Origin of the sequence: Enterobacter cloacae complex sp. P40C2 (genome assembly GCF_014930695.1) — a bacterium.
Lineage (GTDB): Bacteria > Pseudomonadota > Gammaproteobacteria > Enterobacterales > Enterobacteriaceae > Enterobacter > Enterobacter pasteurii.
The window spans coordinates 1-15,406 of sequence record NZ_JADBRP010000018.1; the positions used below are offsets into that span (position 1 = coordinate 1).

General features: G+C 57.1%; 12 protein-coding genes. 3 read left to right on the forward strand and 9 right to left on the reverse strand.

Annotated features, from left to right (window positions below; all coding sequences use genetic code 11):
- Positions 1-123: 123 nt before the first annotated feature.
- Genes hemG through pepQ form a run of 4 tightly spaced genes read right to left on the reverse strand, consistent with a single transcriptional unit; the run spans position 124 to position 4,118 of the window.
- Complete coding sequence (hemG, locus tag IM304_RS21225; protein ID WP_193355516.1) at positions 124-669, reverse strand: menaquinone-dependent protoporphyrinogen IX dehydrogenase; 546 nt, start codon at positions 667-669, stop codon at positions 124-126.
- 10 nt (positions 670-679) lie between these two features.
- Positions 680-2,131 carry a Trk system potassium transporter TrkH gene (gene trkH / locus IM304_RS21230; RefSeq protein ID WP_193355517.1) on the reverse strand — a complete coding sequence of 484 codons (1,452 nt, stop codon included), beginning with the start codon at positions 2,129-2,131 and terminating at the stop codon, positions 680-682.
- Positions 2,132-2,172: 41 nt separating this feature from the next.
- Complete coding sequence (locus tag IM304_RS21235; RefSeq protein WP_176609233.1) at positions 2,173-2,787, reverse strand: IMPACT family protein; 615 nt, start codon at positions 2,785-2,787, stop codon at positions 2,173-2,175.
- A complete protein-coding gene (gene pepQ / locus IM304_RS21240; protein WP_148422506.1) occupies positions 2,787-4,118 on the reverse strand; it encodes a Xaa-Pro dipeptidase in 1,332 nt (443 codons plus the stop codon). Before pepQ ends, IM304_RS21235 begins: the two co-directional genes overlap by 1 nt.
- Positions 4,119-4,308: 190 nt before the next feature.
- Here pepQ and fadB point away from each other — a divergent pair, with 190 nt between their 5' ends.
- Both fadB and fadA read left to right on the forward strand, forming a co-directional pair.
- On the forward strand, positions 4,309-6,498 hold the full coding sequence (gene fadB / locus IM304_RS21245) for a fatty acid oxidation complex subunit alpha FadB (RefSeq protein ID WP_148422499.1): 2,190 nt from the start codon (positions 4,309-4,311) through the stop codon (positions 6,496-6,498).
- Positions 6,499-6,507: 9 nt separating this feature from the next.
- Entirely contained in the window at positions 6,508-7,671 is a 1,164-nt protein-coding gene (fadA, locus tag IM304_RS21250; protein ID WP_193355518.1) for an acetyl-CoA C-acyltransferase FadA, read from the forward strand.
- 79 nt (positions 7,672-7,750) lie between these two features.
- Here fadA and glyS read toward each other — a convergent pair whose 3' ends face one another.
- From glyS to IM304_RS21265, 3 genes are all read right to left on the reverse strand, one after another.
- Positions 7,751-9,820: a glycine--tRNA ligase subunit beta gene (gene glyS / locus IM304_RS21255; protein WP_148422497.1), complete on the reverse strand. Its 2,070-nt coding sequence runs from the start codon at positions 9,818-9,820 to the stop codon at positions 7,751-7,753.
- A gap of 9 nt (positions 9,821-9,829) precedes the next feature.
- Complete coding sequence (glyQ, locus tag IM304_RS21260) at positions 9,830-10,741, reverse strand: glycine--tRNA ligase subunit alpha (RefSeq protein WP_003860141.1); 912 nt, start codon at positions 10,739-10,741, stop codon at positions 9,830-9,832.
- 160 nt (positions 10,742-10,901) lie between these two features.
- A complete protein-coding gene (locus tag IM304_RS21265) occupies positions 10,902-11,207 on the reverse strand; it encodes a YsaB family lipoprotein (protein ID WP_148422496.1) in 306 nt (101 codons plus the stop codon).
- A 184-nt stretch (positions 11,208-11,391) separates the two neighbouring features.
- On the opposite strand from IM304_RS21265, the gene IM304_RS21270 reads away from it, so the two are divergent.
- Positions 11,392-12,387 carry an acyltransferase gene (locus IM304_RS21270; protein ID WP_193355519.1) on the forward strand — a complete coding sequence of 332 codons (996 nt, stop codon included), beginning with the start codon at positions 11,392-11,394 and terminating at the stop codon, positions 12,385-12,387.
- 52 nt (positions 12,388-12,439) lie between these two features.
- Here the strand turns inward: IM304_RS21270 and xylB are convergent, their stop codons facing one another.
- Both xylB and xylA read right to left on the reverse strand, forming a co-directional pair.
- The gene (gene xylB, locus IM304_RS21275; protein ID WP_193355520.1) at positions 12,440-13,894 is read right to left on the reverse strand and encodes a xylulokinase; all 1,455 of its coding nucleotides are present in this window, start codon (positions 13,892-13,894) and stop codon (positions 12,440-12,442) included.
- A gap of 58 nt (positions 13,895-13,952) precedes the next feature.
- Entirely contained in the window at positions 13,953-15,275 is a 1,323-nt protein-coding gene (gene xylA, locus IM304_RS21280) for a xylose isomerase (RefSeq protein ID WP_148422505.1), read from the reverse strand.
- Positions 15,276-15,406 lie beyond the last annotated feature (131 nt).

Below are 15,406 nucleotides of genomic sequence, written 5' to 3' on the forward strand. Positions count from 1 at the left end.
CTGACCCGGCGGCTTGCGTGCCGTTGTTCCGTGTCAGTGGAGGCGCATTATAGGGAGTTCTTCCGAAGTGACAAGCACAAAATACAAAAAACTTTTCGTTCGCTCACTTTTCAAACTCAACGCTTATTTAACCCGCGAATCGTCCGTTAAACGCGCAATTTCACGGGCAAAACTGGCAACCTGAGCCCAGTCGGTATAAACCACCTCTTTACGCGTATCGGTTTCGCCGCCCGTCATCTTCATGATCAGGCGGATCATAAAGCGGTCGTACCAGCGATAGCGCGGGTAGCGCAGCGCACCAGCAAAGACAGAACAGATATCGGGCTGCCAGGGTGAACTCAGCAAAAACTTGCGCGTATAGCTGTTGGTCTGCGGCGTGCGCTTCTCGGCTTTACGGGCGACCAGGTTGACCGAGTAAAATGCGCCGGGCAGCTTATCAAGCTCCGCCGTATGCTTTTTCACAAAGCGATCCAGCGCCGGATGGAAATGGCCGTAACGAATTGATGCGCCAATCACCACACGGTCGTAATCCTGCCAGGAAATTTGCTCCGTGCGATTCAGGTTCACCACATCAGAGTAAATGCCCAGCTCTTTGAGTTCAGAAGCCAGATATGAAGCAATCTCACGCGTTTGCCCGTCACGCGTTGAGAAAAGAATTAACGTTTTCACTAATGTCTCCTTACTCACGCCAGAATGTTGGGGTGAACAGCACCAGCAGCGTAAAGACCTCAAGACGACCAAACAGCATATTGGCGATTAAGATCCACTTCGCCACCGGGTTCATACTGGCAAAGTTATCCGCCACTACGCCCAGCCCTGGCCCCAGGTTGTTTAACGTTGCCACCACAGAGGCGAAGGCGGAAAAATCATCCACGCCCGTGGCGATAATCGCCAGCATACTGACAATAAAGACCAGCGCATACGCAGAGAAGAACCCCCACACCGCTTCGAGGATACGCTCCGGCAGCGCGCGGTTCCCCAGCTTGATGCTGTAAACCGCGTTCGGGTGAACCAGACGCTTCAGCTCACGGTTCCCCTGCTTAAACAGCAGCAGAATACGGATCACCTTCAGGCCGCCGCCCGTCGACCCGGCACAGCCGCCGATAAACGCAGAACACAACAGCAGTACCGGCAGGAACAGCGGCCAACGCGCGATACTGTCCGTGGTGAAACCAGCGGTAGTCGCCATTGATACCACCTGGAAGAACGCCTGGTTCAGGGTCGTAACCGCCGAGTTATAGACATCGTGGAACCACAGCACCAGGGTACAGATGACAACCAGCGTCAGCTGGACGCCAATAAACATCCGGAATTCCGGGTCGCGCCAGTACACCTTCAGGCTGCGTCCGCTCAGCAAGGAGAAGTGTAGACCGTAGTTACAGCCTGAGATCAGCAGAAAGATAGCAATGATGGTATTGATCGTCGGGCTGTCGAAGTAGCCTACGCTGGCATCGTGCGTAGAGAACCCGCCGATAGCGATAGTCGCAAAGCTGTGCCCGATAGCATCAAAAGCAGGCATCCCGGCAAACCACAGCGCCAGCGCACAGGCCACCGTCAGCAGGACATAAATAAGCCACAGGGTCTTCGCCGTCTCCGCAATGCGTGGGCGCATTTTGTTATCTTTTAGCGGGCCGGGCATTTCGGCCCGGTAAAGCTGCATCCCGCCGACGCCCAGAATCGGCAGAATAGCCACCGCCAGGACGATGATCCCCATACCGCCGAACCACTGCAGCATCTGCCGATAAAAGAGGATCGCATGAGGGAGCGAGTCCAGCCCTACAAGCGTGGTAGCCCCGGTGGTCGTTAAGCCGGAGAACGACTCAAAAAACGCATCCGTGATGGTGAGATTCGGTTGTTCAGAGAAGATAAACGGCAGCGCACCGACGCTTCCCAGCACCGTCCAGAACAGGACGACAATCAGAAAACCTTCCCGGGCTTTCAGCTCGCCTTTCTCACGACGGTTTGGCCACCACAGCAGCGAACCAATGGTCAGCGCCACAAAAAAGGTTTGCGTAAATGCACGCCCCGCGCCGTCCCGGTAGATAAGCGCCACCAGACCGGGAATGATCATCGTTCCGGAAAAAAGTATCACCAGTAATCCAACGATTCGGGTAATGGCACGAAAATGCATCTCTGCCGCTTCCTTAGGTATTCAAAATTGTGAGGTGGGGATTATTCTTCAATCGGCAGTAATTGCAATGAACCGCGACTAAAATCAGCGAGTTTTGCTGAAAAAGCAGCCAGTTCCGCCTGAGGAAGCGCCACGCGTAATTGCACCATTGCCTGATAATCACTGTGCGCGATGACGCCGTTAAACTGTTTAAGCAGTGTTTCTACACCCGAAAGCTGGGCGTAATCGCATAACAAAGTATATTCGGTTAGCGGCGTTTTGCGGGTCGTTGTCAGAAGATTAAGCGCCTGCTGGACTCCGCCACCGTAGGCTTTTACCAGGCCACCGGTGCCTAACAAAATGCCGCCGTAGTAGCGAACCACGACGGCGGTTATCTCGCCCACGCCGCTGCCCATTAGCTGGGAGAGCATCGGTTTTCCGGCCGTGCCCGCCGGTTCACCGTCGTCAGAAAACCCGAGCTGCTGTGAGTCGTTCGGCGGCCCGGCTACCCACGCCACGCAGTGGTGGCGGGCATCGGGGTGCTGCGCGCGAACGGACTCGACGAACGCCTTTGCCGCCTCCACGCCGTCGGTATGCGCCAGCAGCGTGATAAAGCGGCTTTTCTTGATTTCCTCAACAAAAGTGACCGGCTCAGCCGGTATCAGCCAGCTTTCCATCAGGCCAGCTTCAGGTCTCGCGTCATGTTCTCGATGCTGTTCTCATGGATAACCACGTTATCTTCGATACGAATGCCGCCAAACGGCTTCAGCGCTTCAATTTTTTCCCAGTTGAAGTGCTTGCTGAACTGCCCTTCACGCCACGGCGCCAGCAGAGATTCAATAAAGTAGATGCCCGGCTCGATGGTCAATACCATGCGCGGTGCCAGAACGCGGGTACAGCGCAGGTAAGGATATTTCGACGGCGCCGCCAGGTGCGTACCGGTATCGTCCTGCATAAAGCCCGCAACGTCGTGCACCTGCAAACCCAGCGGGTGGCCGATACCGTGCGGCATAAATGGCCCGGTCAGATCGTTCTCAACCATCGCCTCTTCGCTCATGTCTTTGACAATCTGATGCTTGCGCAGCAGTTTAGCGATGCGCTGATGGAACTGGATATGGTAATCCACATAGCTGGTACCCGCTTTCATGGTGCCGATAAGCGCCAGCTGTTCATCGTTCACGTCTTTAATCAGGTGCGCAAAATCGGTATCCGCATTTGCCGCCCACGTACGGGTGAGGTCTGCCGCGTAGCCGTTGTACTCGGCACCCGCGTCAAGCAGGAAGCTGCGCATCTCAGACGGAACCTGGTGATCCAGTTTGGTATAGTGCAGAACCGAGGCATGCTCGTTGAGCGCCACGATGTTGCTGTAAGGCACGTCGGTATCGCGATGACCGGTCGCGGTCAGGTACGCCAGGTTGATATCGAACTCGCTCATGCCTGACTGGAACGCCTCATGCGCCGCGCGGTGGCCATTCACCGCCGTTTTTTGCGCTTCACGCATGCAGTAAAGTTCGTAGTCGGTCTTATAAGCGCGATAGTAATGCAGATAATCCAGCACCCCTTTCGGGTTGAGCTTATCGGCCGGGATATCCAGGCCAAGCGCACGTTCAGGCACAGGGCCAATGTAGCCGATGTTGCCGCGCGCCGCTGGCAGCTGGCTGCCAATGCCGTCCGCTTTCGGCAGCGCAATCACGTCAATTTCTTCGGTCCAGAAAGAGGTCGGCAGCGGTTCCACGTTGTGCCAGTAATCCACCGGCAGGTAGAACCACAGTTTCGGCTTGTTCACGCCATCCACCAGCAGCCAGCAATTTGGAACCTGCGTGACGGGCACCCAGGCTTTAAACTGCGGGTTAACCTTGAAGGGATAAGCGTGGTCATCAAGAAACGTATTCATCAGCTCGCCGGAGTGGATCAGCAGGGCATCCAGCTTGAAGCGGGCCAGTACATCGCGGGTACGTTCCTGTAGGGTAACGATATGATTTTTATAGAGCGAAGCCAGTGAGTCCATCATTCTTCCTTTCGTTTTTTTGACCTCAAGTCATCGCATCTTAGCACACCTCACTCCGGCTGCGTGATTTCCGCCGACCGTGATCAGTGCAGCATTTTCTTAATGAGTAATTTGCATTTTATTAACATAAATTCCACACTCCGTCTCATCTGGTATGACCAGATCCAATTGCTGGATTCAGGAGACCGACATGCTCTACAAAGGCGACACCCTGTACGTAGACTGGCTGGAAGATGGCATTGCCGAACTGGTGTTCGATGCCCCCGGCTCAGTGAACAAGCTTGATACCGCGACGGTGGCCAGTCTTGGCCAGGCGCTGGATGTACTTGAAAAGCAATCAGATTTGAAAGGGCTGCTGCTGCGCTCAAACAAAGCGGCCTTTATCGTTGGTGCAGATATCACCGAGTTTCTGTCGCTGTTTATGGTGCCGGAAGAACAGCTGAGCCAGTGGCTGCATTTCGCCAACAGCGTCTTTAATCGTCTGGAAGACCTGCCTGTCCCGACCATTTCCGCCGTTAACGGCTACGCGCTGGGCGGCGGCTGCGAATGTGTGTTAGCCACTGATTACCGTCTGGCCACCCCTGACCTGCGCATCGGCCTGCCGGAGACCAAACTGGGCATTATGCCGGGCTTTGGCGGCTCCGTACGTATGCCGCGCATGCTGGGCGCAGACAGCGCGCTGGAAATCATTGCCGCCGGTAAAGACGTTGGCGCGGAGCAGGCGCAGAAAATCGGCCTGGTGGACGGCGTCGTCAAACCTGAGAAACTGGTCGACGGTGCCGTCGCCATTCTGCGACAGGCGATTAACGGCGACCTCGACTGGAAAGCCAAACGCCAGCCGAAGCTCGAGCCACTGAAGCTCAGCAAAATTGAAGCCACCATGAGCTTTACCATCGCCAAAGGCATGGTGATGCAGACGGCAGGTAAACACTACCCGGCGCCCATCACGGCGGTAAAAACCATCGAAGCCGCAGCCCGTCTGGGTCGCGATGAAGCCCTGAAGCTTGAAAATCAGAGCTTTGTCCCGCTGGCGCACACCAGTGAAGCCCGCGCGCTGGTCGGCATCTTCCTTAACGATCAATTCGTTAAGGGAAAGGCTAAACAGCTGACCAAAAACGTTGAGACGCCAAAACACGCGGCGGTGCTCGGCGCCGGCATTATGGGCGGCGGCATCGCTTACCAGTCCGCCTGGAAAGGCGTGCCGGTTGTGATGAAAGACATCAATGAAAAATCCCTGACGCTGGGCATGACCGAAGCGGCCAAGCTGCTGAATAAACAGCTTGAGCGCGGCAAAATTGACGGACTGAAGCTCTCCGGCGTGATCTCCACCATTCAGCCCGTGCTGGAATACAGCGGTTTCGATCGCGTTGACGTGGTGGTTGAAGCGGTCGTCGAGAACCCGAACGTTAAAAAAGCGGTGCTGGCCGAAACCGAAGAGAAGGTTCGTCCGGAAACCGTGCTGGCCTCCAACACCTCCACCATCCCCATCAGCGAACTGGCGAGCGTGCTGAAGCGTCCGGAAAACTTCTGCGGGATGCACTTCTTTAACCCGGTGCACCGTATGCCGCTGGTCGAAGTGATCCGTGGGGAAAAAACCTCTGACGACACCATCGCCAAAGTGGTGGCGTGGGCCAGCAAAATGGGCAAAACGCCAATCGTCGTTAACGACTGCCCGGGCTTCTTCGTTAACCGCGTGCTGTTCCCGTACTTCGCCGGCTTCAGCCAGCTGCTGCGCGACGGCGCGGACTTCCGCAACATCGACAAAGTGATGGAAAAACGGTTCGGCTGGCCGATGGGCCCGGCCTACCTGCTGGACGTGGTCGGGATCGACACCGCGCATCACGCCCAGGCGGTCATGGCTGCCGGCTTCCCGCAGCGTATGCAGAAAGACTATCGCGACGCGATTGACGCCCTGTTCGATGCCAGCCGCTTTGGTCAGAAAAACGGCCTGGGCTTCTGGCGTTATAAGGAAGACAGCAAAGGCAAACCGAAGAAAGAAGAAGATCCGGCGGTGGATGGCCTGCTGGCCGACGTCAGTCAGCCGAAACGCGACTTCACCGACGATGAAATCATCGCCCGCATGATGATCCCGATGATTAACGAAGTGGTGCGCTGTCTGGAAGAAGGCATTATCGCCAGCCCGGCAGAAGCGGATATGGCGCTGGTGTACGGTCTGGGCTTCCCGCCGTTCCACGGCGGCGCGTTCCGCTGGCTGGATACGCTCGGCAGCGCCCGCTACCTCGATATGGCTCAGCAGTATCAGCACCTCGGCCCGCTTTATGACGTGCCGGAAGGTCTGCGTAACAAAGCGCGCCATAACGAACCCTACTATCCAGCAGTCGAGCCAGCCCGTCCGGTTGGCGCGCTGAAAACGGCTTAAGGAGTCACAATGGAAAAGGTTGTCATTGTTGATGCGATTCGCACCCCGATGGGCCGTTCAAAAGGCGGCGCGTTCCGTAACGTGCGGGCGGAAGATCTCTCCGCGCACCTGATGCGTAGCCTGCTGGCGCGTAACCCGGCGCTGGACCCAACAGCGCTGGACGATATCTACTGGGGCTGCGTCCAGCAGACGCTGGAGCAGGGCTTCAACATCGCCCGTAACGCGTCTCTGCTGGCGGAGATCCCGCATTCGGTTCCGGCGGTTACCGTCAACCGCCTGTGCGGTTCGTCAATGCAGGCCCTGCACGACGCGGCGCGCATGATCATGACCGGCGACGCGCAGGCCTGCCTGGTGGGCGGCGTGGAGCACATGGGCCACGTGCCGATGAGCCACGGGGTCGATTTCCACCCGGGCATGAGCCGCAACGTGGCGAAAGCCGCCGGTATGATGGGCCTGACCGCCGAGATGCTCTCCCGCCTGCACGGCATCAGCCGTGAAATGCAGGATGCCTTCGCCGCGCGCTCGCACGCCCGCGCCTGGGCCGCCACGCAGTCCGGCGCCTTTAAGAATGAGATTATCCCAACCGGCGGCCACGACGCAGACGGCGTACTGAAGCAGTTCAGCTACGACGAAGTGATCCGCCCTGAAACCACGGTCGAAGCGCTTTCTGCCCTGCGTCCGGCATTTGATCCGGTCACCGGCACGGTAACGGCGGGCACCTCGTCTGCCCTGTCCGACGGCGCCGCCGCAATGCTGGTGATGAGCGAAAGCCGCGCCCGCGAGCTAGGCCTGACCCCGCGTGCCCGCGTGCGTTCGATGGCGGTCGTGGGCTGCGATCCTTCCATCATGGGTTACGGTCCGGTTCCGGCGTCAAAACTGGCGCTGAAAAAAGCGGGATTAACCGCCAGCGACATCGATCTGTTCGAAATGAACGAAGCCTTCGCCGCGCAGATCCTGCCGTGCATTAAGGATCTGGGCCTGATGGATCAGGTAGACGAGAAGATTAACCTCAACGGCGGCGCGATTGCCCTCGGCCACCCGCTGGGCTGCTCCGGGGCGCGCATCAGCACCACGCTGATTAACCTGATGGAACGCAAAGATGCCCAGTTTGGTCTGGCAACAATGTGTATCGGGTTGGGTCAGGGTATCGCAACGGTATTTGAGAGAGTGTAATAAAAAGCCGGGCTGCTTTTGCCGCCCGGCATGAGTTTAGTTGCCGTTCTTCCCGCCTGTCAGGGGCGGGTTTTTTGCATTATTGCAGCAGCGAAATATCCGCCACGCGCAGGAACAGCTCACGCAGCTTCTCAAGCATAGAGAGACGGTTAATACGCAGCTCTTTATCTTCCACGTTCACCATCACTTTCTCGAAGAAGGCGTCGATCACGTCACGCAGCTCCGCCAGCTCCACCAGCGCTTCCTGGTAGCGGCCTTCCGCGAAGTACGGTTCCAGCTTGTCACGCAGCACGACAACCTGCATCGCCAGAGCGATCTCTTCCGGCTCTTTCAGCGTCGCGGCGTTTACGCGCTCGTTCAGCGTCTCGTCGGATTTCGCGAGGATGTTCGAGACGCGCTTGTTGGCCGCGGCCAGGGCTGATGCCGCTTCCAGCGTACGGAAGTGCGATACCGCCTTCATTCGCGCATCGAAATCTGCCGGACGGGTTGGACGACGCGCCAGCACCGCCTGAATGGTATCGACGCTGTAGCCTTCGTCCTGATACCACGCGCGGAATCGACCGAGCATAAAGTCGATAACATCATCAACAACCTTCGCATTGGTCAGCTTGTCGCCGTACAGACGCACCGCTTCTTCAGTCAGCGTTTGCAGATCGAGGTTCAGGTTCTTCTCAACGATGATACGCAGCACGCCCAGCGCGGCACGACGCAGCGCGAACGGGTCTTTGTCGCCTTTTGGATGCTGACCGATACCGAAGATACCCGCCAGGGTGTCCATCTTATCGGCAATCGCCACGGCGCAGGCAACCGGGTTAGACGGCAGATCGTCACCGGCAAAGCGCGGCTGATACTGCTCGTTCAGGGCTACCGCCACATCTTCCGCTTCGCCATCGTGACGCGCGTAGTGCATGCCCATGACGCCCTGGGTGTCGGTAAATTCGAACACCATGTTGGTCATCAGGTCACACTTGGAGAGCAGGCCCGCGCGGGTGGCGTGGTTAACGTCCGCGCCAATTTCACGGGCAATCCAGCCGGACAGTTCCGCGATACGGTCGGTCTTGTCGCGCAGCGTACCCAGCTGCTGCTGGAACAGTACGGTTTGCAGACGCGGCAGGTTATCTTCCAGACGTTTTTTACGGTCGGTATTGAAGAAGAACTCGGCATCCGCCAGACGCGGACGCACCACTTTCTCGTTACCGGAGATAATCTGGCTCGGATCTTTGGATTCGATATTCGCGACGAAGATGAAGTTTGGCAGCAGCTTGCCGTCGTTGGCGTAAACCGGGAAGTACTTCTGGTCACCCTTCATGGTGTACACCAGCGCTTCTGCCGGAACGGCGAGGAATTTCTCTTCGAACTTCGCGGTCAGCACAACGGGCCATTCAACCAGAGAGGTGACTTCTTCCAGCAGGCTGTCGCTCAGATCGGCGTTTCCGCCAATCTTACGCGCCGCTTCTTCTGCGTCCGCTTTAATTTTGGCTTTACGCTGTTCGTAGTCAGCAATGACCTTACCGCGCTCCAGCAGGATCTGCGGATACTGGTCGGCATTGTCGATGGTGAACTCTGGCTCGCCCATAAAGCGGTGGCCGCGAATGACGCGATCGGACGCCACGCCCAGAATGGTTGCCGGAATAACGGTGTCGCCCAGCAGCAGGGTTACGGTGTGAACCGGACGCACGAAGTGAACGTCGGACGCGCCCCAGCGCATCAGCTTAGGAATCGGCAGCTTAGCCAGCGAGGTCGCGATCATGTTCGGCAGCAGCGCTTCTGCGCTTTCGCCTTTCACATGGGCACGATACAGCAGCCATTCACCTTTATCGGTTGTCAGACGCTCGGCCTGGTCAACGGTGATGCCGCAGCCGCGCGCCCAGCCTTCAGCCGCCTTGCTTGGCTTGCCTTCCGCGTCGAACGCCTGGGCAATCGCCGGGCCACGTTTTTCGACTTCACGATCCGGCTGGGACGCCGCCAGATTTGCCACCTTCAGCGCCAGACGACGCGGGGCAGCAAACCACTCAATTTTACCGTGCGCCAGGCCGGCGTTATCCAGCTCAGCAGTGACGTTCGCAGCGAAAGACTCAGCCAGGCTGCGCAGGGCTTTTGGTGGCAGCTCTTCGGTGCCGATTTCCACCAGGAAAGTTTTCTCAGACATGGCCGCCTCTTATTTGTTTCGGTTGCACATCGGGAAGCCAAGGGCTTCACGGGACGCGTAGTAAGCTTCTGCAACGGCTTTGGTCAGGGTACGAATACGCAGAATGTAGCGCTGACGTTCAGTCACGGAGATTGCTTTGCGGGCATCCAGCAGGTTGAAGCTGTGGGCGGCCTTCAGAATACGCTCGTAGGCAGGCAGCGGCAGCGGAGTCTCCAGCGCCAGCAGCTGCTGCGCTTCTTTCTCGTACTGCTCGAAGCAGGTGAACAGGAAGTCCACGTCCGCGTATTCGAAGTTATAGGTGGATTGCTCCACTTCGTTCTGATGAAACACGTCGCCGTAGGTGGTTTTACCCAGCGGGCCGTCGCTCCAGACCAGGTCGTAAACGCTGTCTACGCCCTGAATGTACATTGCCAGACGTTCCAGACCATAGGTGATTTCACCGGTGATCGGCTTACATTCCAGACCGCCAACCTGCTGGAAGTAGGTAAACTGGGTCACTTCCATGCCGTTCAGCCACACTTCCCAACCCAGACCCCAGGCACCCAGCGTTGGGTTCTCCCAGTTGTCTTCCACGAAACGAATGTCGTGAATGGTCGGATCCATACCCAGCTCTTTCAGTGACCCGAGGTACAGTTCCTGAATATTGTCTGGTGATGGCTTAATCACCACCTGGAACTGATAGTAGTGCTGCAGACGGTTCGGGTTTTCGCCGTAACGGCCATCGGTCGGACGACGGGATGGCTGCACGTAGGCGGTCGCCATTGGCTCTGGCCCTAACGCGCGCAGGCTGGTCATCGGGTGTGAGGTGCCTGCGCCAACTTCCATGTCCAAAGGTTGAACAATGGTGCAGCCCTGACGAGCCCAGTAATCCTGTAAGGTCAGGATCAGGCCCTGGAAGGTCTTGGTATCAAACTTTTGCATAGTATTTCGTGCTGGATACGTGTGGATTTAAATGGAAGGGATCAGTATACCCGCTGGCTGCAAGATATACAGTACGAAACGGGGTTGTTTAAGATAAATTGGGGAATAAGGCGCGTAGCCAGAACCTGTAAGGGCTCTGGCTGCTGATTATGCAAGCAGTTTAGCGCATTGAGAGATGTAAAAACTGGCCGTCTGCATCAAAAGAGCAGACAAAGCCCTCTTTACGTGCAGTATAGCCTTTAAGCTCATAGCTGCCCTGAAAGCGCTCAAAGCCGGTCACGTTTATTTTCTGTGCATCGGCGTTATAGCGGTGAGCCGCCCGATCTTTGCACAGCTGCTCCATGTTCAGGGAGCGCTCCGGGCTGATTTTTCCCTGCTGCGCTTTTTGTGCAGGTGCCTCCTCAGAAGCACTACATCCCGCTAATAAAAGCAGCAGAAAGAGTGACGCCCCACGCTTCATCATCATTTTTATTACCGCCCTGGCCAGTGGCTGTTATTTTTAGTAGCAATACGTTTATAGAGTAAAGTCCTTCATTCTGCGAATCTCGCCTGCTCCCTACAAGATAGCCTGGCTAAACTCAGAATTTTCCAAGGGAAAAGATTTACCCAAACGCAGTCACACTTTCTTTATCAGGAATACAGAGGAACTGATGCAGTCAAAAATTAACTGGATTGATAACCTGCGGGGAATAGCCTGTCTGATGGTGGTGATGATCCACACGACGACCTGGTATGTCACAAACGCGCACAGTATCAGCCCCGTTAACTGGGATGTCGCCAATATCCTGAACTCGGCCTCCCGCGTGAGCGTCCCGCTGTTCTTTATGATTTCCGGTTTTCTCTTTTTTGGCGAGCGGAGCGCGCAGCCGAGACATTTCATCCGTATCGCCTCGTGTCTGCTTTTCTACAGCGCCATTTCTCTGCTCTACATTACCCTGTTCACCTCAATTAACGCCGGCCTTTCCCTGACCAACCTGCTGCAAAAGCCCGTGTTCTATCATCTGTGGTTTTTCTTCGCGATAATCGTCATTTATCTGGTTTCACCGTTAATTCAGGTAAAAAACGTCAGCGGTAAAATGCTGCTGGCGATGATGGTGGTCATCGGGATTGTGGCGAACCCGAATACCGTCTCGCAGAAAATAGCGGGCTTTGAGTGGCTGCCCGTCAATCTCTATATCAACGGCGACACGTTCTACTACGTGCTGTACGGCATGCTGGGGCGCGCCATTGGCATGATGGCCACGCAAAAGCGGGGAATGAACTGGCTTTGCGCGGCAGCGTTTATCGCCAGCGTGTTTATTATCTCTCGCGGGACGCTGCACGAGCTGCAATGGCGCGGCAACTTTGCCGATACCTGGTATCTGTACTGCGGTCCGATGGTCTTTATCTGCGCGGTTTCCCTGCTGACCCTGGTGAAAAACACCCTGAACGAACGTCCGCTTCCGGTGCTGGGGTTCATCTCACGCCACTCGCTGGGCATTTACGGTTTTCACGCGCTGGCGATCCACGCCCTGCGTACGCGCGGCTTTGAGCTTAAAAGCTGGCCGGTGCTGGATATTGTCTGGATCTTTACCGCCACGCTGGCCATCAGCCTGTTGCTCTCGATGCTGCTGCAACGCATCGATACGCGCAGGTTTGTGAGCTAACCCGGTTGAAGGCTGGCAGGCCGGGTAAGCGTTAGCGCCCCCCGGCTCCTGTTTATGACATTAGCGGCAAAAGCTGCTGATAGATTTTGCGGAACACGTCCCGTCTTTCGGCATAGCGGGCGTGGTTTTTCGCATCGGGAAGATGCTGCTGTTCAAGCGGCAGCTGCGGCAAAAGCTGGTTCAGTGGCTTATCCGGGTTAAGCGCAATTTGCGCCAGTCGCGCCGCACCGAGCGCAGGGCCGACGTCTCCCCCGGTGCGGTAGTCCAGCGTGAGTCCGCTGATATCGCAAAGCATTTGCCGCCAGTAGCTGCTGCGCGCACCGCCCCCAATGAGCGTAATGCTGGATGGCTTCAGGCCACAGTCATGCACCACATCCATTCCGTCCGCCAGCGCATAACCGACACCTTCAAGCACCGCGCGCGCCAGCTCCGCCGGGCCGTGCTGATGGGTAAGACCGAAGAATACCCCTTTCGCTTCCGGATTGTTGTGCGGTGTCCGCTCGCCGGAAAGATAGGGTAAAAACCAGACCGCACCGGCATTTTCATCCGCCTGCTGTGCCGCTGCGATAAGCGCAGGGACGTCCGCCATTCCGGTGAGCTTCGCCGCCCAGTCGAGGCAGGACGCCGCGCTCAGCATCACCGACATCAGATGCCATTTTCCCGGCAGCGCGTGGCAGAAGCTGTGTACAGCACTTTCAGGGTTACTTCGATAGCCGTCACTCACGGCAAAATAGACGCCAGAAGTGCCGAGTGAGAGCATGGCCTGCCCTGCGTCCACCATCCCCACGCCGACGGCACCCGCCGCGTTATCGCCACCGCCGGCAACAACCGGCACGGCCGGCATATTCCAGCGTTCGGCAATGGATGGCTGCAAAGCGCCCGTTATTTCACTGCCTTCGAACAGCGCAGGCATGTGCTCGCGCGTCAGATGGCAGGCATCGAGCATCGCCTCGCTCCAGTCCCGTTTCGCCACGTCGAGCCACAGGGTGCCGGCGGCGTCAGACATATCGCTGGCAAAATCCCCCGTCATGCGAAAACGCAGGTAATCTTTTGGCAACAGAACCTTCGCCACCTGACGAAAAACGTCGGGTTCATGGCGCTGCACCCACAGTAATTTGGGGGCCGTGAAGCCGGGCATCATCAGGTTGCCGGTGATGTCGCGGGACGTAGGCACGCGCTCTTCAAGCAGCGCGCACTCTTCTGCACAGCGCCCGTCATTCCAGAGAATCGCCGGGCGCAGGACGCGGTGCTGGCTATCCAGCAGCGTGGCGCCATGCATTTGCCCGGCAATGCCCAGCGCTTTCACGTCGCGCAGGCTGTGCTGCTCGCCCAACGCTTTCAATGCGCGATCCGTCGCCTGCCACCACTGCTCCGGATCCTGCTCAGACCACAGCGGATGCGGGCGTGAAACCTGTAGCTTTTCAGACTGCGTTGCGACTACCTCGCCCTGCTCGCTTAACAGGATGGCTTTCACACCCGACGTGCCAAGATCGATCCCGATATACATTGCGGTGACTCCTTTGACAAAAATGCCCGGCAGCGCGCGGCGAGCCGGGCCTGTGTTTTTACTTATCGAACAGATAGTGATTAACCAGGTTTTCCAGCAGCTCCTGGTGTCCGCTCTGATGCTGCGGCGCCAGCTGATGCTGTTCAGCGTACTTCGCGATCTCCGCAAGCGATAACTGACCTTTCAGTATTTGCTGGCCCAGCTCACTGTTCCATCCGCTGTAACGCTTCGCCACGCGCTTATCCAGCTCTCCGTCTTCAATCATACGGGCCGCCACTTTCAGCGCCAGCGCCATCGTGTCCATCGCCCCAATATGGCCGTAGAACAGATCGTATTTGTCGGTACTCTGGCGACGCACTTTGGCGTCGAAGTTCAGGCCGCCGGTGGTGAAACCGCCCGCTTTGACGATTTCGTACATCACCAGCGCATTCTCTTCCACGCTGTTCGGGAACTGGTCGGTGTCCCAGCCCAGCTGCGGGTCGCCACGGTTCGCATCCACCGAGCCGAAGATACCCAGCGCAATCGCAGAGGCAATTTCGTGATGGAAGGAGTGGCCCGCCAGGGTGGCGTGGTTAGCCTCAATGTTCACTTTGATCTCTTTTTCCAGACCAAACTGCTTCAGGAAGCCATACACGGTGGCGACATCGTAGTCATACTGATGCTTGGTTGGCTCCTGCGGTTTTGGCTCAATCAGCAGCGTGCCGCGGAAGCCAATTTTGTGTTTGTGATCCACCACCATCTGCATGAAGCGGCCAATCTGCTCGCGCTCCTGACGCAGGTCGGTATTGAGCAGCGTTTCATAGCCTTCGCGACCGCCCCAGAGAACGTAGTTCTCGCCACCCAGCTGATGCGTGGCGTTCATCGCGGTCACGACCTGAGTAGCCGCCCAGCTAAAGACTTCCGGGTCCGGGTTGGTTGCCGCACCCGCGCCGTAGCGGGGGTTAGTAAAGCAGTTAGCGGTACCCCAGAGCAGCTTCACGCCGCTTTGTTGCTGTTTTTCAGCCAGCACGTCGACCATCTGCGCAAAATTGTTCAGATACTCCTTCAGCGACGCCCCTTCCGGCGACACGTCCACGTCGTGGAAACAGTAGTACGGCACGTTCAGCTTATGGAAGAACTCGAACGCGACGTCGGCTTTACGCTTTGCCAGCTCGATGGCCTCGCCCGGCTGCTGCCAGGGGCGGTCAAAAGCGCCCACACCGAACATATCGGCACCGTTCCAGCAGAAGGTGTGCCAGTAACAGGCGGCAAAGCGCAAGTGATCTTCCATGCGCTTACCCAGCACCAGCTCATCCGGGTTGTAATGACGAAATGCTAAAGGATTGGTCGTTTTCGTGCCTTCGAAACGAACGCGATCGAGTTGGTCGAAATAAGCTTGCATATTGAGCTCCATAATCAGGGTATGCGGCGTGGTATTGCTTCTGGAGTAATAGTGAATAGACATTTTGGGTTGCTCAATTACGTTATTTCACACTGCTATTGAGAGAATGCACAACTGTGCGCTGGCTCGCA